The following is a 19,376-nucleotide window of genomic DNA, read 5'->3' on the forward strand; positions in this document are numbered from 1 at the left end:
AAATCGCCATCATTTATTGCTTGGCCACCTGCTTGGTGATTTTCAGGTAATCCAGCAGGATCCGGCCAGTCTCAGCCAAGTAGGCGTCGTCTTCCGGCTTGGTTTTATCCGCCTCGGTCGGCAGCGCGTCTTCATCTTCTTTCTTCAGCTCTTTGAGCGGGTCTTCACCCTTGGCCTTGCGGCGGGTGTTTTCCAGCACCAGTTGCTGATTCTCGATGCTGGAGTGCTGTGCACGGCGATCCGCTTCGTTGAGGCTGACGGTCTTCTCTTCCATCAACTTCTTGGCCAGGGCCAGCTTGTCGCGGATAAACACGAACTCGGCATCCTTGGCGGAGCGGGTGTCGTGATCAGCCTTCAACTGAGCCAGGAACGGCTTGAACGGATCCGACGCCGGCTTGATCGCGGGGCGGATGGTGTCCCACGGCATGGCTTCAGGCAGGGCGCTTTCGCCGATTTCCTTGGTGTCGATGATCGACGGGAAATCGATATCCGGCAGCACGCCCTGATGCTGGGTGCTCTGCCCGGATACCCGGTAGAACTTGGCCAGTGTCAGCTTGAGCTCGCCATGGTTCAGCGGCTGGATGGTCTGCACGGTGCCTTTGCCGAAGGTCTGGCCGCCGATGATCAGTGCACGGTGGTAGTCCTGCATGGCACCGGCGAAAATCTCCGAGGCCGAGGCCGAGAGGCGGTTGACCAGCAGCGCCATTGGCCCTTTGTAGAAGGCACCCGGGTTCTCGTCTTCCAGCACGTCGACACGGCCGTCAGCGTTGCGTACCAACACGGTCGGGCCTTTGTCGATAAACAGGCTGGTCAGCTCGGTAGCTTCCTGCAGGGAGCCGCCGCCGTTGTTGCGCAGGTCGATGACCACGCCGTCGACTTTCTCTTTCTGCAGTTCTGTGAGGATTTTCTTCACGTCGCGGGTGGTGGACTTGTAGTCCGGATCACCGGCACGGAACGCCTTGAAGTCCAGGTAGAAGGCCGGGATTTCAATCACGCCCAGCTTGTAGTCCTTGCCATCCTGCTTGAGGTTGAGGACTTTCTTCTGCACGGCCTGGTCTTCGAGCTTCACCGCTTCACGGGTGATGGACACGATCTTGCTGGTCTGGTCGTTCGGTGCATTGGTGTGCGGAATCACTTCCAGGCGCACCACGCTGCCTTTTGGCCCACGGATCAGCTTGACCACTTCGTCCAGGCGCCAGCCGACCACATCGACCATCTCTTTGTCGGCCTGGGCCACGCCGATGATCTTGTCGGCCGGTGCCACTTGCTTGGTTTTGTCAGCAGGGCCTGCCGGCACCAGACGTACGATCTTCACCTGGTCATTGTCGCTTTGCAGGACGGCACCGATGCCTTCCAGGGACAGACTCATATTGATATCGAAATTTTCCGCGTTATCTGGCGACAGATAATTGGTGTGCGGGTCGTAGGACATCGCAAAGGTATTAATGTAGGCCTGGAAGATATCCTCGGCACGGGTCTGGTCCAGGCGTGCCAGCTGGTTCTTGTAGCGCTTGGTCAACAGCTCTTGAATGGCCTTGGGCTCTTTGCCGGCAATCTTCAAGCGCAGCACTTCGTCCTTGACGCGTTTGCGCCACAGGTCGTCCAGGGCTGCGGTGCTGGTCAGCCAAGGGGCGTCCTTGCGGTCCACCAGCAGGGTTTCTTTCTGGGTGAAGTCGAGCTTGTCGACGCCTTTGTTCAGCTCACCCAACGCGAAGTCCAGACGCGCTTTGACGCGGTCCAGGTAGCGCTTGTAGATAGTGAAGCCAGGCTGCAGGTCGCCGCTCTTGAGGAAATCGTCGAATTGCGTCTTCCACTTGTCGAACTCAGCGATATCGCTGGCCAGGAAGTAGCTGCGCGACGGGTCCAGCAGCTTGAGGTAGCTGTCGTAGATGATCACTGAGCGAGCGTCGTCCAGCGGCGGCTTGCTGTAGTGATGGCGCTTGAGCAACTCGACGACGTTAAGGCTGGCAATCACCTCATCGCGATCAGGCTGAAGGTTGTCCCAGCTATTGGCTGCGAACGTATTGGTCGACATCGACGCGAAGCCGAGACCAATGAAAAAAGCGAGGGCGGTGCTGGGGAACAGATGCTTCATGCTGATTCGACGCGGGGGCAATTGATAACGCATATTAGGCCGTCTTTGAGGGAGCCGGTTCCATATGGTCCGGTCGCATAATGCAAAAAGCCCGGCGCTACAGCTCCGGGCTCAGTCCAGACTCACTATGGAGGCACTGTGAAAGCATTGCAAGGCGTTGACGGTGATGTGGAGGGCTAGAACAACCCCGTCCTACGTTCGGTGTAGTCCATATTGCCAACGGCCTGAGCGAATCCTGGATTGAAATGCAGTCAGTGTGGGAGCTGGCTTGTCTGCGATAGCGGTGCACCAGATGAAGAATTCTTCACTGTTGCACCGCTATCGCAGCATAGGTATCGACACAACTTCGATACGACGCTGGACCTGTGGCGAGGGAGCTTGCTCCCGTGACGACCGGATAGCCGACGCTGTTCTAACTGACGCGCCGCGATCCAAATGTGGGAGCTGGCTTGCCTGCGAAGACGGCCTAACAGTCAACACAGTTGGACAGGGTACATATCCGTTATTTAGGTAACGGCCACTTAGGGTTCCGCCCTGACGGCGGCTCACTTTGCAAAAGCGGCAAAGTAAGCAAAACGCTCTTGCCCCACCACTCGGCACCTCGCTTGGGCTCGGTGTGCCCTCACTCCGGCTTGAATCCGTGGGCCGCCGTCATGGGCCATCCTTGGCCCAGGACGGCTAACCCGGCGTCCTGCCGGGTTACCCACGGATTCAAGCCTGCGTTCGGCCAGCGTGGTTTAACGGGGCGCCTGAGATCAAGATCAAAAGCAGATCAAGAGCAAGATCAAGAGCGACTCGCTTCGCATCGTGGTTACCGTCTGCTGTTACAACCCACAAAGTTGTGTACATACCGATGGCTATCGCAGGCAAGCCAGCTCCCACAGGTTGATCTCTATTGAGTCAGGTCCAGTGGTGGATGGGCCAGCCGGCCTGTTCGGCATGGGCGCGCAATACGGGGTCCGGGTTCACCACCTGCGGGTGATCCACCTTGAGCAGCAGCGGCAAATCATTGCGCGAATCCGAGTAAAAATACGCACCTTCAAGGGTTTCACCTTCCTGCTCCAGCCATTCCACCAAGCGCGTGATCTTGCCCTCGCGATAGGTCAGCACGCCTACGGTCTTACCGCTGTACACGCCGTGGCTGACTTCCAGGTTAATCCCCAGCACTTCCTCGATACCGATACGCGCCGCAATCGGCGTGACCAGGTGAGTGCCCGAAGCAGAAATCACCAGGATCCGGTCGCCGTTCGCGCGGTGGCGGGCGATGGTCTTGGTGGCGTCGCTGTAGATCAGCGGCTCGATCACGTCTTCGACCCACGGCTCCACCAGGTGCTCGATTTCTTCCGGGGTGCGGCCGATCATCGGCTCCAGGCTGAAATCCATGAAATCTTCCATCCGCAGATGGCCCTGGCTGTAGGCGTCCATCAGCTCGTTGTTCCGGCGCATGAATGACTCAGGGTCGACCCAGCCGAGGCGGCCCATCTGTTCGCTCCACAGCGTGGCGCAGTCGCCGTGGATGAGGGTGTCGTCCAGATCAAAAATTACCAATGCCATCGGTGATGCTCTCTCTCAATAGGTCGCTGCCTGTCAGGCTACTTCACACAGTGCGCTGGGGTCGATGGAAAGTGCCAGGCGCTGGCCATCCGGGTGCAGGTCGTCGGCCGAACGATTGAGCACGTCCACTACCAGCTCGACGCCGCGGGCTTCGATGCGGTAGCGAATCACGTTGCCCAGCAGGCTGTGGCTACGCACCAGCGCATCGAGCTCGCCGCTGCGGCTCAACTCGATGGCCTCGGGGCGAATCGCGATGCGCCCGCTGATCGGCCGTTGCAGCAGTTGGCTGGCCTTGTCTGCATCGAGCAGGTTGTAGTTGCCGATAAACCCGGCAGCAAACGCATCCACCGGCGCGGTATAGAGGGTTTCGGCATCGCCGCTCTGCACGATCTTGCCCTGGTTCATCAAGAAGATGCGGTCGGACATGGTCAGCGCTTCTTCCTGGTCGTGGGTCACGAAGATCGTGGTCAGCCCCAGCTCGCGCTGGATCTGGCGGATCTGTTCGCGCAAATGCTTGCGAATCCGTGCATCCAATGCCGACAGCGGTTCATCCAGCAGCAGCAGGCGCGGGCGGGTCACCAGTGAGCGGGCGAGGGCGACGCGCTGGCACTGGCCACCGGACATCTGGTGCGGATAGCGGCCGGCCAGGTCCTTGAGCTCCACCAGTTGCAGCACTTCTTGCACGCGCTTGTGGCTGTCGTCGGCGTTGACCTTCTGCATGCGCAGGCCGAAGGCGACGTTCTGCTCCACGGTCATGTTGGGGAACAGCGCGTAGCTCTGGAATACCATGCCGATCTGGCGTTTCTGCGGGCTCAGGGGCACGATGTCCTGGCCATCCAGGAGGATTTGGCCACTGTCCACCGGGGTAAGCCCGGCGATACAACGCAGCAGGGTGGATTTGCCGCAACCGGACGGGCCGAGCAGGGTGACGAACTCGCCCTTGGCGATCTCGCAATTGATATCGCCGAACACCGGGGTGCCGGTGTAGCCTTTTTGCAGGTGTTGGACGCTGACGAAGCTCATTGGCTTTTGTCCTTGTTCAAGAGCGTGGCGGCCCAGGTGAGCACCAGCACAAAGAAGAAATAGGAGATCACCACGGCACTGGTGAAATGGCCGCTGCTGTTGCGCATGTTGTTGAGGTACACCTGCAGGGTTTCGTAGCGGGTGCCGACGAGGATGTTGGCGAACACGAACTCGCCGAACAGGAACGAGAACGACAGCAGCAGCGCCACCATCAGGCCCTTGCGCAGGTTGGGCAGCACCACCAGGATCGCGGCCTGCCAGGTGCTGGCGCCGAGCAGTTGCGACGCGTCCATCAGGTCGCGCAGGTTGATGGCTTGCAGGTTGTTGGTGATCGCGCGGTACATGAACGGCAGCGCGACGGTGAAGTAGCAGCCGATCAGAATCCACGGCGTGCCCACCATCGCCAGCGGCCCGGAACCGTACAGTTGCAGCAAACCTACCGAGGACACCACCGGCGGCACCGCAAAGGGCAGCAGGATGAGGATGTTCATCAGCGCGTCGAGCTTGGGAAAGTGGTAATGCACCACGAACAGCAGCGGCAAAATCAACACCACTGAAAGGATCAATGCGCCCACGCAGACCAGTAACGATTGCCCGAAGGCCATCAGAAAGCGCGGGTCGCTCCACAGCTGTACATACCATTTCACGCTGAAGCCGGCGGGCAGGATGGTTGCCGACCAACTGCTGGAAATCGAGTAGACAAAGGTGCCTACCAACGGCAGCACCAGGATCAGGAACAACAGGTACACCACCACCCGGTGGTAGAGGGAGGCCGAGCCGGCTTCAGCGCGAGACATGGTAGCTCCTCTTGAGCAGCAGTTGATGCACCACCGTGACCACGGTCATCAGCGCCACCAGCACCACGGCCAGGGCGCTGGCCAGGTTCGGGTCCAGCGACACATCGCCAGACACCAGGCCGGCAATGCGAATCGGCAGCACGTTGAAGTTGCCAGTAGTAAGCGCATAGACCGTGGCATAGGCGCCGAGGGCGTTGGCCAACAGGATCACAAAGGTACCGAGCAGGGCCGGGGTGAGCACCGGCAGGCCGATATGCCGCCAGAACTGCCAGCCATTCGCACCGAGCAGGGCGGCCGACTCGCGCCAGTCTTCGCGCAATGCGTCGAAGGCCGGGTAGAGCAGCAGCACGCCGAGGGGAATCTGGAAGTAGGTATAGAGGATGATCAGGCCGGTTTTGGAGTACAGGTTGAAGTCCTCAATGATCCCGGCTTGCTTGAGCATGAGGGTGATGCTGCCGTTGAACCCCAGCAGGATGATGAACGCGAAGGCCAGGGGTACGCCGGCGAAGTTGCTGGTCATGTTGGCGAACGCGGTGACGAAGTTGCGCAGCGGCGAATCCACCCGGCGCAGCGAGTAGCTGCCCAGAGTGGCGATGATGATGCCGAAGATGCTGGAGTAGAAACTGATCTCCAGGCTGAACTGGATCGCCTGTCGGTAGAACTTAGAGGTGAAGATGCGGGTGAAGTTTTCCAGGCTCCAGCCGGCCTCTTCGGTTTGCAGGCTGCTGATGAGCACCCACACCAGCGGCGCGATCTCGAACACGATAAAGAACAGTGCGAAGGGCAGCAGACATAGCAGGGCCAGCCATTTGCCGCGGGTCAATGCATTCACTTGAGCAACTCCCGGCACACAGGTTTGTCGTGGGGCACGCCCAGCAGTTCGCAAACGGTGCCGCACAGGTCGGTCTGTTTCGGTGCTGCATGACTGTCCAGGCTGAAGGCGTCACCGATCACAAACAATGGCACTTCCCGTTCTTCGCGCAACAGGCCGTTGTGGGAGCGGTCGTTGTTCATGCCGTGGTCGGCGGTGACCAGTACCTGGTAGCCGGCATCGAGCCAGCCTTGCAGGTAGTCGGCCAGGATGATGTCCGCCGAGCGTGCGCTGTTGCGGTATTGCGCGGTGTCGAGGCCGTGCTTGTGGCCGGCATCGTCGATGTTCATCGGGTGCACCAGCAAGAAGTTTGGCGCGTGCTTGAGCCGCAGGCTTTCGGCATCGGCGAACAGGTGGGAATCGGGGTAGTGGTCATTCCAGTAGAAATGCCCGTGCTGGATCGCCAGCGCCTGGTCGTCGGTGTGACGATCGCGGGCGGCGAGAAAGGGCGTGCGGTTATACAGCTCGCTGACCCAATGGTAAGCCGCCGCCGCAGTGCTCAAACCTGCATCGGTGGCGTAATGGAAAATGCTGCGCTGGGTGGACAGGCGCGAGACGTTGTTGTGCACGATACCGCTTTGAATCGGCGGCACGCCGGTGAGGATGCACTCGTACAGCGGGCGGGACAGGGCAGGCAGTTCACATTCCAGTGTGTAGAGGGCTGCGCGTCCTGCGCCGACATAGGCCTGCAAGTGCCCCATGGCGTGCCGGGCGACCTCGAAGTTGAGGCCGTCGAGCACCACAAGGATGACGTTGTGCTTCATGGGGGCTGGGGCTCCGCAACAGATGGTATGGCTCAGTATTAACTTGGAATGGGATCAAATGTGGGAGCTGGCTTGCCTGCGATGGCGGTGTATCAGTGGACACAAATATTGAATGTCAGCCCGCTATCGCAGGCAAGCCAGCTCCCACACTGACCGCCTTTGGATCAGAGAGACCGATTACTTCATTTCTACGATGACCTGCTCATTCCACATCTGTGGCAGCTTCTTGGAGGTCGCTTCCCAAGCATCGGCATCCTTGATCGGCTGCGGGTTGGCCTTGGTGTACTGCTCGCCCGGGATCAGGTTCTTGGCAACGTCTGCCGGCAGTTTCAAGTCGGTTTCAGCGCGGATCGGACGCGCATTGCCACGTGCCAGGTTGAGCTGGCCGGCATCGCTGAAGATGTATTCGCGGGTGAGCTTGGCGGCGTTCGGGTGCTTGGCGTATTTGTTGATGATGGTGGTGTAGCCGGATTTAACCGAGCCATCCGAGGGGATCAGCACCACGTAGTCATCCGGGTTGGCCATCTTGGCCTTGTAGCTAAGGCCGTTGAAGTCCCAGACGAGGCCCACTTCGACTTCGCCTTTTTCCATGGTGGCGATGGTCGGGTTGGACAGCGAAAGGCGACCCTGCTGAGCGATCTTGGTGAAAAATTGCAGGCCCGGTGCGATGTTTTTCTCGTCGCCCTTGTTGGCGATGGCCGCGGCGAGTACTGCGTTCGAAGCCTGGGCGGCGGTGCTCACGTCACCCACCGATACTTTGTACTTGCCGGTTTGCAGGTCAGCCCAGGTGGTAGGCACTTCGGAGCCATGCAGCAGCTTCTTGTTGACGATAAAGGCAATGGTGCCGGTGTAGGCCAGGGCCCAGTGACCGTCCTTGTCTTTCGCCCAATCCGGCACCTGGGCCCAGGTGGACGGCTTGTACGGCTGGGTGACTTCCTGCTTCACCGCGATAGGGCCGAAGGCCGCGCCCACGTCACCGATATCGGCGCTCGCGTTGTCTTTTTCGGCTTTGAACTTGGCGATTTCCTGGGCCGAGCTCATGTCGGTGTCGATGTGCTTGAGGCCGTAGGTCTTGGCCAGGTCTTCCCAGGTGCCTTTCCAGTTGGCCCAGTCATCGGGCATGCCGACGCTGTTGACGGCGCCTTCCGCTTTGGCGGCGGCTTCCAAGGTTTTTAGATCGGTATCAGCAGCCATGGCGGCGGTGCACATGGCAATGGTCGAGCCTAACAGTGATGCCAGGAAAAGCTGTTTCATCCGAAGCTCCTTTGGGCGTTTTCAACGCGGCGTTTTATCTGAACGTTAGCGGTGGTTTGGTCTAGGTCAGCAATACCTGAGCCAATCTAGGCCCCCTGGATGACAGTTTCATGTCGATGTCGTTTTTGAAGCGCTGATGTCGCTCAGCTCCGACTTAGCGTAGACCATGCCCAAGTGCCCGCAGGCCCTGGACTTGGCCGATGTATTGCAGGGTGTGGTAGAGGCAGTCGACAGCCTTTGTCATCTGTCGGTCATCTGGAGTGCCTAGGCTGGCACACAGCAGCAAAAGCCCAGATAGAGCGCGTTTTGTGCACCTGAACGGTGCTGGTCTAGTCCAGATAGGTAACGTTGATGCGTGATGAGGCAATCAAGGCGGTAACTTCCATCGGCCTGGCGCTGCAAGAGCAGATCGACCATGGCCTGTTGCCGCCTGCCAGCAAACTGCCCGCCGAACGCAAGCTCAGCGAGTTGTTTGGTACCACTCGGATTACCGTGCGGGAAGCCTTGTTACAACTGGAAGCCCAAGGGCAGATCTACCGTGAAGAGCGTCGGGGCTGGTTCGTCTCGCCGCCCCGGCTGGCCTATAACCTGATGCAGCGCAGCCATTTTCACGCCATGGTCAGCGACCAGGGGCGTGAGGCTTCCACGCAGGTCATTTCCGCACGTTTGCAACCGGCGTCGGCGGCGGTGTGCGCTTGGTTGCAATTGCCGGCGTTGTCGAGCGTGATCCAGATTTGCCGGGGCCGCAGGATTGACGGACGCCTGGTGTTGTACGTGGAGCACTACCTGAACCCCCAGTATTTTCCGGGGATCCTGGCGTGTGATTTGAATCAGTCGATGACTGAGTTGTATGCGCGCAAATATGACTTGCACTACGGTCGGGTGCGGTTCGAGATTGTGCCGACCTCACTGCCGGTGGAAGCGGCCGCTGCGCTGCGGGTCTCGGTGGGCAGCCCGGGCTTGCGTATCGCCCGGGTCAACTACGACCAGCATCAACGCCTGATCGACTGTGACCTGGAGTTCTGGCGGCATGATGCGATTCATGTGGGGGTGGATGTGGTGTAGCGGCTGATGCACCGCGATCCAATGTGGGAGCTGGCTTGCCTGCGATGGCATCGACTCGGTATGCCTGATAAACCGAGGCGCCCGCATCGCAGGCAAGCCAGCTCCCACATTGAACCGAGTTTATCGCTGACGGATCGGTGGCTTGCCTAGGGCGTAAGTGCCTTGATCACTTGGTCCACATTGCTTTCCAGCTCTGTCACCGGGTCGGCACCGTCCACATTCAATACCAACAGCCTGGAGCCGCCGGCAGTGACGGCGGCTTTGACCGCATCACTCGGTTGACGGTGATGCAGCACCACCGCTACGTCGTTGTCCTTCAACGCGCTGCTGAGTTTTTGCAGCGCCTCAGGCGTCCACTCGGCATCGGGCCGTGCATCGGTGCTGAGCACTTCCAGGTTCAGGCTGCTGACTAGGTACGCAAAGTGATCGCTCAAGCTGACCACACTCAGGTTGTCGGCCTTGGCCAATCGCGCTTCGCTGTCGGCGGTGAGCTTGAGCAAACGCTGTTTGAGCGCGGCCAGGTTGGCGTCGATCCTGGGTTTGGCTGCCGGGGCCAGGCGGCCCAGGTCGGCGGCCATTACGTCGGCCATGCGCCCCATGTTGTTGCTTGATTGCCAGGGTTGGCTGTTCAAGCCATCGGTGACCCCCGGTTGTACTGCGATACCCGGCAAGCCACCGTCCACCGGGCGTGCGGCATCAACTTCGACGATGCGGATATTGCTGCGCCGTGCCACGGGGTACAGCGGGTCATCGGCCCACAGCGAGCGCAGGCCGATGGCCGCGTCGGCGTCCAGCGCCAACTTGTTCAGTGCCGCAGCACCGCGGCCGGTGAAGTAGGACACCTGCCGCGAACCCGGCAGGTTGGCCGGCGCGGCGCGTTCAAGCGCTACGTCGGTGCCTTTAAGCAGCGCCTCGGCCAGGCCGTAGGTAATCGGCAGCGAGGCCAGCACCTTGACCGGCTGCTTGGCCTTGGTCAGGGCCGCGTGACCGAGACCCTGGTTGACTTTGAAATCCTTGGCGTCGAAACCGTCGACGGCCAGCGCCGACGTACTGATCAGGCAAGCGATGGCCAAGGCCAATGGGCGAAAGACAGGGCGCATTATCCAAGATTCCCTTTGAGGCTGGGCACAACGCCACGGGCGATGGCGGCGAAGGCGAAGGCGATACCGGCAACCAGAATGATGGCGGCGCCGGAGGGGATGGGCAGGTCAAAGATGATCGGCAGCAGGATGCCGCACAGGGTGCTGACGGTAGCGATCAGCACCGAGATCCAGAAAAACCCTTTGAGTGACTGGCTCAACAGGCGCGCCGCAGCGGCAGGAATCACCAGCAAGGCACCGACCAGGATTGCGCCGATGACCTTGACCGCGGCCACGGTGATCAGGGTCACCAGGATCACGAACAGGTAGTCCAGGCTTTTCACCGCCACCCCACGCACTGCCGCCAATTGCGGGTTGAAGCTGGCCAGCATGATGCGGTTGTACAGCGGCAATGCCAGGGCCATCACCAGCGAGCCGACAATGGCCAGCACCAGCAGGTCGTTGCCGTTGACCGTCAGCACCGAGCCAAACAGCACGTTCTCGAGAATGTGCACGTTAATCTTGCCGGCCAGGATCAGCAGCAGGCTTGCCCCCAGTGCCAGGGATACCGACAGGAACACGCCGATCAAGGTATCGGGCGCCAGGCCGGTGCGGTTACGCAGGTAATTGAGCAGGATGCCGAACAGCAGGCAGTAGCCAAACAGGCTGCCATAGGGCCCGGTATAGGGTTCGCCCAGCAGGATGCCCACGGCCACGCCGGTCAGCGCGGCATGGCCGACGGCTTCGGAGAAAAACGCAAAGCGTTTGACCACCACCAGCGTACCCAGGCCCCCGAGTACCGGGCCGATCAACAAGCCGGCGAGCAGGGCGTTGACCACAAACCCGTAGGCCAGGGCTTCGGGCAGGTAACCGGAAGAGGCCCAGCCCTGGACCATCAAGCGAAAGGCTTCATAACTCATGGCGCCGGGCTCCGAGGGTGGGTGGAGAAAAGAGTGAGCAGGCGGTCCGGGGTCAGCGCCTCTTTCGGTGTGGCGTCGAACAGCACGCGGCGGTTAAGACCAGTGACGCGGTCGGCCAGGCGGCCCACGGCCTCCAGGTCGTGCTCGATCCACAGCACGGTAATCCCAGCCAGGCGCCAGTCGGTCAACAAGCGTTCGAACACCTGGATACCGGCCTCATCGAGAGCCGACATCGGCTCATCCAGCACCAGCAATTGCGGCGCCGGAATCAGCCCCTGAGCCAGCAGCACGCGCTGACGCTCACCGCCGGACAGCGCGCCCATGCGGCGCTTGCGCTTGTCTTGCATGCCGACGCGCTCAAGGGCATCGCCAATCGCCGCCGCGTAATGCCTGGACAGGCTGAGAAACGCCGGGCGACGCTGGCACATGGCAGCCATGAAATCGTCCACGGTCATCGGCAGGCCCCGGTCAAATTCCAGCGCCTGGGGCACGTAACCGATGGTGCCGGGTGTGGTTGGCCACTCCAGGCTCAAGCGCCCCTGATGGGGCGTTTGCCCCAGCAGGGTCTTGATCAGCGAGCTTTTACCGCCGCCATTGGGGCCGACCAGCGCATGGATGCTGCCCGGCTGTACCTGGAAACTCACGCCGTCGAGGATCACGGTGCGCCCCAGGGTCAGGGAGACCTGGTCGAAGTTCAGAGTGGGGCCGACGCTGACGGCGTTCAGTTGCTGCGCCGCGGTCATGCTCCCGACTCCTGAATCGCGCGTACCACGGTATTGAGGTTGCCGGTCATCTCTACTTCGTACTTCTCGGCGCTGTATTCGCCGTAGGAAATATGCGACAGCGGGTACAGCTTGACCCCGGATTCACGCTGGATGGTATCGACGTAGGTGGATGGGAAGTCCATCTCCGAGAAGATTACTTTCACATCCAGGGCGCGCAGTTCGTCGATGGTCTTTTTCAGCTGGCTGGGGCTTGGCTCGATACCGTGGGCCGGCTCGACCACGGCGGTGACTTCCAGGCCAAACTCGCGCAACAGGTAGTCATAGGCCGCGTGCACGGTGGCGACGCGCAGGTCCGGGTTGGGCGCGCTGGTCAGCTTGGCCAGGGCGTCGGCACGCATCTGGCGCAGGCGCTTGCCGTAGGCGCGGGCGTTCTGGGTGTAGGTTTTGGCGTTGTCCGGGTCGAGCTTGCCCAACTCACGGGCAATGTTATTGACCTGGGCAATCGACGCGCTGATCGACAGGAAGGTGTGCGGGTTGACCACCTTGCCCGCACCGCGTGCCGCGTTACCGGTAGCGGCGAGCAGCGGCACGTTGGCGTTGGCTTCGATCACCTTGATGTCCGGGCGCTCGCTGGTGGCGATCATGCGGTCGGCGAAGTCGTCATGGCCGACGCCGTTGAGCACGATCACATCCAGGGTGCCGATGCGCTTGATGTCTTCGGCGCGCGGCTCGTAGGCGTGAGGGTTGAAACCGGCGGGAATCAGCGGCACCACTTCGGCTTTGTCGCCCACGATATTGGCTACGTAGCTGTAATAGGGGTGCAAGGTAATGCCGATACGCAGGCGCTTGGCGGCCTCGGCGTTGGCTAGTGGGGCGAGCATCAGGCTGAACAGGCCAACCATTAACAGGCGTAACAGGGGCGATGACATAGACATGGGCAATCGGTCTTCTCGTTCAGTGACGGTGCTGGCGGGTGACGCCGGCATCGAATTGCGCGACCACCTGCTGCCAGCCGGCCGCGATCAGCGCCTGGTCAGTGAGGTCGGACGGGGCGGCAAGGTTGGCGCTGCGGTTGAGCCAGATATCCGGCTCACTGCCCTGCACGCGCATCAGCAGCGAACCGCTGGTGGCCGGCGCCTGGCTCAAGCCCAGGTAGGCGGCGGGTGCCAGCAACTGCCAGCGATGGCCGCCACGGCTGACCGAACTGGCGTCCTGGGCAAACGGCGCGAAGCCTTCTTCGGCCAGTTGCTCAGGCGTCGGCAGGGCGCTGTGCTCCTGCTGCAACAGGTGGATTTCATCCAGGGTCACCCGCAAATCGGCATAGATGCCTTGCTCGGCGGCGCTCAGGTCGCGGCGGGCATCCAACTGGTGGCTTGGCACCGCCGCGACTTCCTGGGTTTCCCCGTGCAGCGCCACGACTGTACCCGCCACCGCGAGGATGATCAGGCACAACAGCAGCACATAAAGGGTTTCGTGGCCCGCGCCAGCGGGGCGTACAACCTGTGTGGTACTCATTGCGACGGGATATCCGCTTGGTCGATTTCTACCACGTGGCCGGGGCCGGCATCGAACAGCACGTAGAACTCGGCGGCTGGCTTCTTGAAGGTCAGGGTCGAATCCTCGCCGAGCTTGCCCGGCACCAGGATGGTTTCGTCGTAGCCGATCACATCCAGGGTTACGCCGGGGGCGCCACTGCCGTCGGAGAAACCGCCTTTGCACTGGATCTGCTCGCCGGGGATTTCCTTGCATTCACACATCGGGTTGTGGGCAAAGGCGGTGGTACTCAGGCCGGCGCACAGCAACAGCGCGGCGCGGGTGAGGCGCTTGAACGTCATGGTTTGACTCCTTGCTTGTTCAGCCAGGCAATGGTGGCAGGCGAGGCCTGGCTCAGCGGGATGGAACCCTGGTGCATGCTGCCGTCCCAGCCTTCCATGGTCACCCATATTTCGGCGTCCACCGGGGTGCGTTCTGGTATGGGCAGGGCGGCGCCCATACGGTACGGCGTGCCGAAGAAGATCACCCCGGCGGCGCGCAGGCTGCGGGGTTTGCCGATACGCAGGTAAGTGGCCTTGACCTGCTCGGCACAGGCGTCACACAGGGCGGCGTTGAAGAACTTCATCGGGCCAGCCGGGTTCGGGCTCGGGCCTTTGTTACGAAACTCAGCCAGCGTGAGGCTCCAGGGGCCGACTTGCACCTGCCCGGCCACGCGCTCGCCGATGCCGGTATCCCCGCGAAACAGTGCGGCGTCGGCAAAGTACTTGGGCATGAACCCCAACGGCACCAGCAACAGCAGGATGTTGATATGGAAACGCCATTTCAGCCAAAAGGCGCGCAGCGGGGACGGCGGTACGGTCGCGACCTTGCTCATCGCTGGGCCTCCGAGGTTTTAGCGTGCATGGCCGGGATGGAAGCGGATTGACGTTGCGTCTTAGTTTCCCGCTTGAGGGCGTTGAGGGTGGCCAGGGCGGTGCGCTTGGTCCAGATCAGCAAGCCGCTCAATACCATCATGCTCAGCACCAGGCCGAAGAATGCCCAGATCAGCTTGATCCACAAGCCGCCGAAGTCACCGGTGTGCAGCGGGCGCATCGACTCGGTGACAAATTCCAGTTTCGAGCGGTCGGACAGCAGGTGCGCGGCGGCGACCTCCCCGTCATAGGGGTTGATCTGCGCAGTCTGGTACATCAACGGATACCAGCCCCGTCCGCCGATCTGCAGGTGGCTGTAAGCATTCATGGGAAGGCTGATGAAACTTGGCTCCAGGCCGGGGATACGCTGCGTGGCGATTTTGATCGCGTCATCGACGGGAATCATCGGCGCCGGTACGCCAGGCGCCGACATTGGCACCTTATCCCGGGCAATCACCGGAATGACGGGCTCGGTGGAAATCGAAATGTGGTTGTCCCCCAGGATGGCACGGATCAGGAACCAGATGCCGGTGACGGCAATCACAGCAATGAACCAGATCGACCAGATGCCGCTCAACCGGTGGAAGTCGCCCCAGAAAATCCGTGCACCGTGGCGCACACGCAGTGTCGGGCGTAGGAAGCCCTTCCAGAACTTCTTGTAAACCACCAGTCCTGTGACCAGTGAAGCAAGCAACGGAATACCGAGGGCAGAGACCAAATACCAGCCCCAACTGTAGCCGTTGGTGAACGGTACAAGCCACCAACCGTGCAGGGCGCGAGTGAATTCCTGGAAATTGAACGAAGGGCTTATGCCCTGAATTGCTCCGGTGTAGGGGTTGACGTAGACCTCGACCGAGCGCCCGTCGGGATAGCTGAGGTCTACGCTCAGAGCGAAATGGGATTCGTCGGGGCGGCTGATTGACTGAACGAACACCCGGGGCTCTTCGCGTTTGATGGCGGCGATCACTTGGTCGTAGCTCAACGGCTGAGCGTCATCCGACGGCTTGCTGGCGCGGATATCCGGGTTGGCCAGCCACACGATTTCCTGGCTCACCACGGCCAGGGTGCCGGTGACGCAGACGATCAGTACAAAGAACCAGATGGGCAACGCCAGCCAGCTATGGACGAGAAACCAGAGTTTGGAGCGTGACTTCTTCGACATATCAATGAGGGTCTTGATCGGAGGGGGCGATGGAGGCCCGGAAAAGGCCAGTCGTAGCTTTTGCTGACGCGACAGGCTGTATCTAAGTTAAGACGGATGAGAATGAGAAATCCCTAAGGGGGATATGAAAGAAAATGTTTCAGGATCGCTTTCAGGGGGGCGTAACCTTTGGGATAGAGCTGCCTGAGATCACGGCCTGCCAGTAGACGCCTTTCTATCTGACGCGCTGAGGTCTAAATGTGGGAGCTGGCTTGCCTGCGATAGCGGTGGTTCAGTGACAGACTCATTGACTGACGCGCCGCCTTCGCGAGCAAGCCCGCTCCCACATTGGTTGTGTATTGCGCTGCAACTATCCGCCTTGCTTGAACATTTTCATGGCACGCTGACGGATCTGTTCCTCGGTCAGGTCTTCCTTATGGGTGGCCAGGAACCACAGGTGCCCGAACGGATCCTTCACACTCGCCGAGCGATCCCCATAGAACTGATCCTGCGGTTTGGACACCTCGCTGGCGCCGGCATCAACCGCCTGTTTGAATTGTTTGTCCACGTCATTCACATACAGGTGCAGGCCGACACTGGGATGTGCGTCCGGGTTGCGCAGGGCCGTTTCGTCGCAGGGCGTGCCCAGCATGATCACCGCTTCGCCAATGCGCAGCTCCGCATGGCCGACCCTGCCGTCAGGCATGTCCAGGCGCATGAACACTGAGGCGCCAAAGGCCTTCTTGTAGAACTCGATCGCCTTTGCGGCCTCATTGATGCCCAGATAGGGTGTAATGCCGTGATAACCCTCGGGAATAGCTTTAACGCTCATAACGTTCTCCTTGAGTCGAGGTACGAGCATTTCACTATAGGCCACGTAATGCGTAGCCTGCGGGCAGCCGACGAGGTGCTTTTTATCAAGGCTGTGTGGTGGGCTCCAGCAACTGGGCGCCTGGCCCATGCTCAGCGAGCTTATCGTCCTGATTGCGCAACGGGCACGCCTCCATCGACAAGCACCCGCAACCGATACAGCCATTGAGCTTGTCGCGCAGTAGCATCAGCTTGTTGATGCGCTCATCCAGGTCTTCGCGCCACAACGCCGACAGGCGCTCCCAGTCTTGAGCATTGGGTGTGCGCCCATCGGGCAAGGCCTGCAATGCCTCGCCAATGTTGGCCAGCGGAATGCCCAAGCGCTGGGCGATCTTGATCAGCACCACCCTGCGCAGCACATCCCGTGGGTAACGCCGCTGGTTACCGGCATTGCGATTGCTCTTGATCAGCCCTTTGGCCTCGTAGAAGTGCAGGGCAGTTACCGCCACGCCGCTGCGGGCAGCGAGTTGACCGACGCTGAGTTCCTTAGTGAGCATGAACCTCTCCCAAACAGTGCTTGACCTCGACTTAACTAGAGGTTTTACCCTGCGTGGCATCGAATCGCAAGATTCTGCCTACAGAGAGAGGGGAGTTTTCATGCCGGTATCAGAGAAGAGTCGCAGCTTCACTCAACTGATCGAATTTCACATCGAACCCCGTCAGCAATCTGCTCTGGTGGCCGCCTTGACCACCCAGAGCGAGCGTCTGGCCGTGCGCCATGGCGGCTTCTTGAGTGCCAGCGTACAGGTCAGCGATGACGGGCGCAGGGTGCTCAATTATTTGCAGTGGCAATCGCGCGAGGAGGGTGAGGCCGCCTTCAAAAGTTTTGAGCAAGGCGGCGAAGATTTCTGGACGCTGATCCGTGCTCACCGGGCCACGGCCGTGACCTTTGGCGCATTTCAGGTACTGCGCAGTTTTGAGCGAAGTCAGGACGATGCCTTGCACTGCCGACTAAATGGATAGATGCAGCATCCGTTCGCCTTGCACATTTTCCCCGGGCCTGCGCTTGTTTACCGCCAGTTCGCCGATCTTGATCAGGCGAGCGCGAGCGACGTTGCGGCTCAGTCCCAGCAAGTTGGCGGTGTGCACTTGGTTGTGGTGGCTGAAGTGATAAGCAGCGCGCAATAAAGCGTCCTCGACCTTTTCATGCAGGGCGCCGGACTGTTCCTCGAAGAGCTTTTGAAACGCCCGCGCCAGCAGAGCTTCTGCACTGGGATCGGCGTCGCTGTCGTTCTGGCGTTCGATGCGCAGGCCCGATAGGCGCAGGTCGTCGGGTTCGATCACAGCGTTGCGGCAGATCAGCAGGGTGTGATGAATCACGTTCTCCAGCTCACGAATATTGCCCGGCCAGCTGTAGCGCTTGAGTTTATGCTCGGCCAGGTGGCTCACGCTGATCGGGCTGTAACCCAGGCGCTGGCTGTAGGTTTGGATGAAGTGCCGGGTCAGCGGCAGGATATCGCCGGTACGTTCGCGCAGCGGGCGCAATGCCAGGCTGACGACATTGAGGCGGTAGTAGAGGTCTTCCCGGAAACGCCCGGCGTTGATGGCTTTCTCCAGCTGTACATTGGTGGCGGCCAGGACTCGCACATCGATTGCAATGCTCTTGCGCGAACCCAGGCGCACCACTTCGCGCTCCTGTAGCACCCGCAGCAGCTTGACCTGGATGGCCATCGGCAAATCGCCGATCTCATCCAGAAACAAGGTGCCGCCGTCAGCCTCTTCGAACCAGCCGGCCTTGGCGCTGAGGGCACCGGTAAAGGCGCCTTTCTCATGGCCGAACAACTCGGCTTCCACCAGGGATTGCGAAAAGGCCCCGCAGTTCACCGCCACGAAGGGCCGGTTGCGCCGCGTACTGAGGTGATGGATATGCCGCGCAACAAGTTCTTTGCCGGTGCCGGTTTCGCCAATGATCAGCACGCTGGCTTCGCTGGGGGCCACTTGCTGGATATGGTCGAGCAGGGCCTGGGACTTTGGGTCTTCGAAGACCTGGGCTGTGGCGCGGATCGAGGTGGCTAGGGCAGGCGAGGGCGGCAGGGTGAACAGCTGCATGGTGACCTCTCATGGGAATTCGGGCTTTGTTGAAGGGCTGTTGCCTGATGGGCAGCGGGCTGCGCGCAAGGTCTTTATAGAGGTAGCGTCTTAATTCGTAAATGAAGGTGTTTCTATATTTATAGAACTTAAATGAATATGTAGGCGTTTCCGCCGTAGGCGCCGATACGCGTGATAGCGACTATCACGGACGATGATTTTTCAGCGAGAAGGGCCGGGAGTAGCCTGTGTTCATTGACTCGAAACCACCTTCGCAGGGCCATCGCCATGAACCGTCTCCTCGCTGTTTCCTTTTTACTTGTCACCTCTGTCCTTGCGGGTTGTGCGACCCAGCCTTCCCCGGAGTTGCGTCCCTATACGGCCGAGGAAACCAAGCAGTTGGCCCTGGAGGCCCTGGGCCGTCGCGGCTTGTCTTTTGATGACTATCAACGCCAGCGTGCCGCGTTGCTTGGTCAGCCAAAGCAGCCTTTCGGTTATGATCGCCAGGGCGAAATGAACGCCGAGCGCAGCGTGGTCCTGCATGGCCGCCCCAGTTGAGCGCGCTTCTTGCAGCAAAAAGCCCGAGGCTTCCCACAAGGAACCTCGGGCTTTTTGTTTGCCATGTGGCTACTTCAGCCTGTTAAGCTCAATTTCAGGAGCGTTCCTACGCACATTTAAATAAAGTTACCTTCTTTAATGGCATTCGATCGGTTAAACCTGACGACCTCTGTTCCGGTCGATGCCCCCCGAGACGCTGCTCTTGGGAATACGCTCTGCGAGTTTTA

At 60.4% G+C, this 19,376-nt stretch carries 21 protein-coding genes; 3 read left to right on the forward strand and 18 right to left on the reverse strand.

The genetic code is table 11. The features are described 5' to 3' along the window. Nucleotides 1-13 precede the first annotated feature (13 nt). The 7 genes from V8689_RS10020 to V8689_RS10050 all read right to left on the reverse strand — a co-directional run bounded on the left by V8689_RS10020 (nucleotide 14) and on the right by V8689_RS10050 (nucleotide 8,358). Nucleotides 14-2,095 (reverse strand): carboxy terminal-processing peptidase, encoded by a 2,082-nt coding sequence (locus V8689_RS10020; RefSeq protein ID WP_223816873.1) that lies wholly within the window; start codon nucleotides 2,093-2,095, stop codon nucleotides 14-16. A 900-nt stretch (nucleotides 2,096-2,995) separates the two neighbouring features. Next, a complete protein-coding gene (locus tag V8689_RS10025; protein ID WP_056788423.1) occupies nucleotides 2,996-3,649 on the reverse strand; it encodes an HAD family hydrolase in 654 nt (217 codons plus the stop codon). 33 nt (nucleotides 3,650-3,682) lie between these two features. Then, a complete protein-coding gene (locus V8689_RS10030) occupies nucleotides 3,683-4,672 on the reverse strand; it encodes an ABC transporter ATP-binding protein (protein WP_056788422.1) in 990 nt (329 codons plus the stop codon). Next, nucleotides 4,669-5,469, reverse strand: coding sequence for an ABC transporter permease (locus V8689_RS10035; RefSeq protein ID WP_020301071.1), 801 nt, complete (start codon nucleotides 5,467-5,469; stop codon nucleotides 4,669-4,671). The genes V8689_RS10030 and V8689_RS10035 overlap by 4 nt, the downstream gene beginning before the upstream one ends. After that, nucleotides 5,456-6,301 (reverse strand): ABC transporter permease, encoded by an 846-nt coding sequence (locus V8689_RS10040; RefSeq protein ID WP_056788420.1) that lies wholly within the window; start codon nucleotides 6,299-6,301, stop codon nucleotides 5,456-5,458. The genes V8689_RS10035 and V8689_RS10040 overlap by 14 nt, the downstream gene beginning before the upstream one ends. Next, the gene (locus V8689_RS10045; protein WP_056788419.1) at nucleotides 6,298-7,104 is read right to left on the reverse strand and encodes an alkaline phosphatase family protein; all 807 of its coding nucleotides are present in this window, start codon (nucleotides 7,102-7,104) and stop codon (nucleotides 6,298-6,300) included. The genes V8689_RS10040 and V8689_RS10045 overlap by 4 nt, the downstream gene beginning before the upstream one ends. 177 nt (nucleotides 7,105-7,281) lie before the next feature. Continuing rightward, nucleotides 7,282-8,358 (reverse strand): ABC transporter substrate-binding protein, encoded by a 1,077-nt coding sequence (locus tag V8689_RS10050; RefSeq protein ID WP_003190150.1) that lies wholly within the window; start codon nucleotides 8,356-8,358, stop codon nucleotides 7,282-7,284. 351 nt (nucleotides 8,359-8,709) lie between these two features. On the opposite strand from V8689_RS10050, the gene V8689_RS10055 reads away from it, so the two are divergent. Further along, nucleotides 8,710-9,423, forward strand: coding sequence for a UTRA domain-containing protein (locus V8689_RS10055; protein ID WP_034135004.1), 714 nt, complete (start codon nucleotides 8,710-8,712; stop codon nucleotides 9,421-9,423). A 146-nt stretch (nucleotides 9,424-9,569) separates the two neighbouring features. Here the strand turns inward: V8689_RS10055 and V8689_RS10060 are convergent, their stop codons facing one another. The 10 genes from V8689_RS10060 to soxR all read right to left on the reverse strand — a co-directional run bounded on the left by V8689_RS10060 (nucleotide 9,570) and on the right by soxR (nucleotide 17,060). Further along, nucleotides 9,570-10,523 (reverse strand): metal ABC transporter solute-binding protein, Zn/Mn family, encoded by a 954-nt coding sequence (locus V8689_RS10060; RefSeq protein ID WP_056788416.1) that lies wholly within the window; start codon nucleotides 10,521-10,523, stop codon nucleotides 9,570-9,572. Beyond that, nucleotides 10,523-11,422: a metal ABC transporter permease gene (locus V8689_RS10065; RefSeq protein WP_003190154.1), complete on the reverse strand. Its 900-nt coding sequence runs from the start codon at nucleotides 11,420-11,422 to the stop codon at nucleotides 10,523-10,525. The genes V8689_RS10060 and V8689_RS10065 overlap by 1 nt, the downstream gene beginning before the upstream one ends. Then, complete coding sequence (locus tag V8689_RS10070; protein ID WP_056788415.1) at nucleotides 11,419-12,165, reverse strand: metal ABC transporter ATP-binding protein; 747 nt, start codon at nucleotides 12,163-12,165, stop codon at nucleotides 11,419-11,421. Before V8689_RS10070 ends, V8689_RS10065 begins: the two co-directional genes overlap by 4 nt. After that, entirely contained in the window at nucleotides 12,162-13,082 is a 921-nt protein-coding gene (locus V8689_RS10075) for a metal ABC transporter substrate-binding protein (RefSeq protein ID WP_003190157.1), read from the reverse strand. The genes V8689_RS10070 and V8689_RS10075 overlap by 4 nt, the downstream gene beginning before the upstream one ends. Before the next feature lie 19 nt (nucleotides 13,083-13,101). Beyond that, nucleotides 13,102-13,662, reverse strand: coding sequence for a DUF6162 family protein (locus V8689_RS10080; protein WP_014717807.1), 561 nt, complete (start codon nucleotides 13,660-13,662; stop codon nucleotides 13,102-13,104). Further along, complete coding sequence (locus V8689_RS10085; protein ID WP_014717808.1) at nucleotides 13,659-13,982, reverse strand: hypothetical protein; 324 nt, start codon at nucleotides 13,980-13,982, stop codon at nucleotides 13,659-13,661. Before V8689_RS10085 ends, V8689_RS10080 begins: the two co-directional genes overlap by 4 nt. Then, a complete protein-coding gene (locus V8689_RS10090) occupies nucleotides 13,979-14,515 on the reverse strand; it encodes a hypothetical protein (protein WP_056788413.1) in 537 nt (178 codons plus the stop codon). The genes V8689_RS10085 and V8689_RS10090 overlap by 4 nt, the downstream gene beginning before the upstream one ends. Continuing rightward, nucleotides 14,512-15,714 carry a PepSY-associated TM helix domain-containing protein gene (locus tag V8689_RS10095; RefSeq protein ID WP_056788410.1) on the reverse strand — a complete coding sequence of 401 codons (1,203 nt, stop codon included), beginning with the start codon at nucleotides 15,712-15,714 and terminating at the stop codon, nucleotides 14,512-14,514. Before V8689_RS10095 ends, V8689_RS10090 begins: the two co-directional genes overlap by 4 nt. A gap of 349 nt (nucleotides 15,715-16,063) precedes the next feature. Continuing rightward, on the reverse strand, nucleotides 16,064-16,525 hold the full coding sequence (locus V8689_RS10100) for a VOC family protein (protein WP_056788407.1): 462 nt from the start codon (nucleotides 16,523-16,525) through the stop codon (nucleotides 16,064-16,066). 85 nt (nucleotides 16,526-16,610) lie between these two features. Then, on the reverse strand, nucleotides 16,611-17,060 hold the full coding sequence (gene soxR / locus V8689_RS10105; protein ID WP_056788405.1) for a redox-sensitive transcriptional activator SoxR: 450 nt from the start codon (nucleotides 17,058-17,060) through the stop codon (nucleotides 16,611-16,613). A gap of 100 nt (nucleotides 17,061-17,160) precedes the next feature. Between soxR and V8689_RS10110 the strand changes: the two genes are divergently transcribed. Continuing rightward, the gene (locus V8689_RS10110; protein ID WP_056788401.1) at nucleotides 17,161-17,526 is read left to right on the forward strand and encodes an antibiotic biosynthesis monooxygenase; all 366 of its coding nucleotides are present in this window, start codon (nucleotides 17,161-17,163) and stop codon (nucleotides 17,524-17,526) included. On the opposite strand, the gene V8689_RS10115 is transcribed toward V8689_RS10110, so the two are convergent. Then, on the reverse strand, nucleotides 17,515-18,612 hold the full coding sequence (locus V8689_RS10115; protein ID WP_056788398.1) for a sigma-54 interaction domain-containing protein: 1,098 nt from the start codon (nucleotides 18,610-18,612) through the stop codon (nucleotides 17,515-17,517). The two genes, V8689_RS10110 and V8689_RS10115, sit on opposite strands and share 12 nt — an antisense overlap. 267 nt (nucleotides 18,613-18,879) lie before the next feature. On the opposite strand from V8689_RS10115, the gene V8689_RS10120 reads away from it, so the two are divergent. Continuing rightward, the gene (locus tag V8689_RS10120; RefSeq protein WP_056788394.1) at nucleotides 18,880-19,149 is read left to right on the forward strand and encodes a hypothetical protein; all 270 of its coding nucleotides are present in this window, start codon (nucleotides 18,880-18,882) and stop codon (nucleotides 19,147-19,149) included. Nucleotides 19,150-19,376 lie beyond the last annotated feature (227 nt).

This window comes from Pseudomonas sp. AK181, from assembly GCF_051122975.1.
Classification (GTDB): domain Bacteria; phylum Pseudomonadota; class Gammaproteobacteria; order Pseudomonadales; family Pseudomonadaceae; genus Aquipseudomonas; species Aquipseudomonas lactis.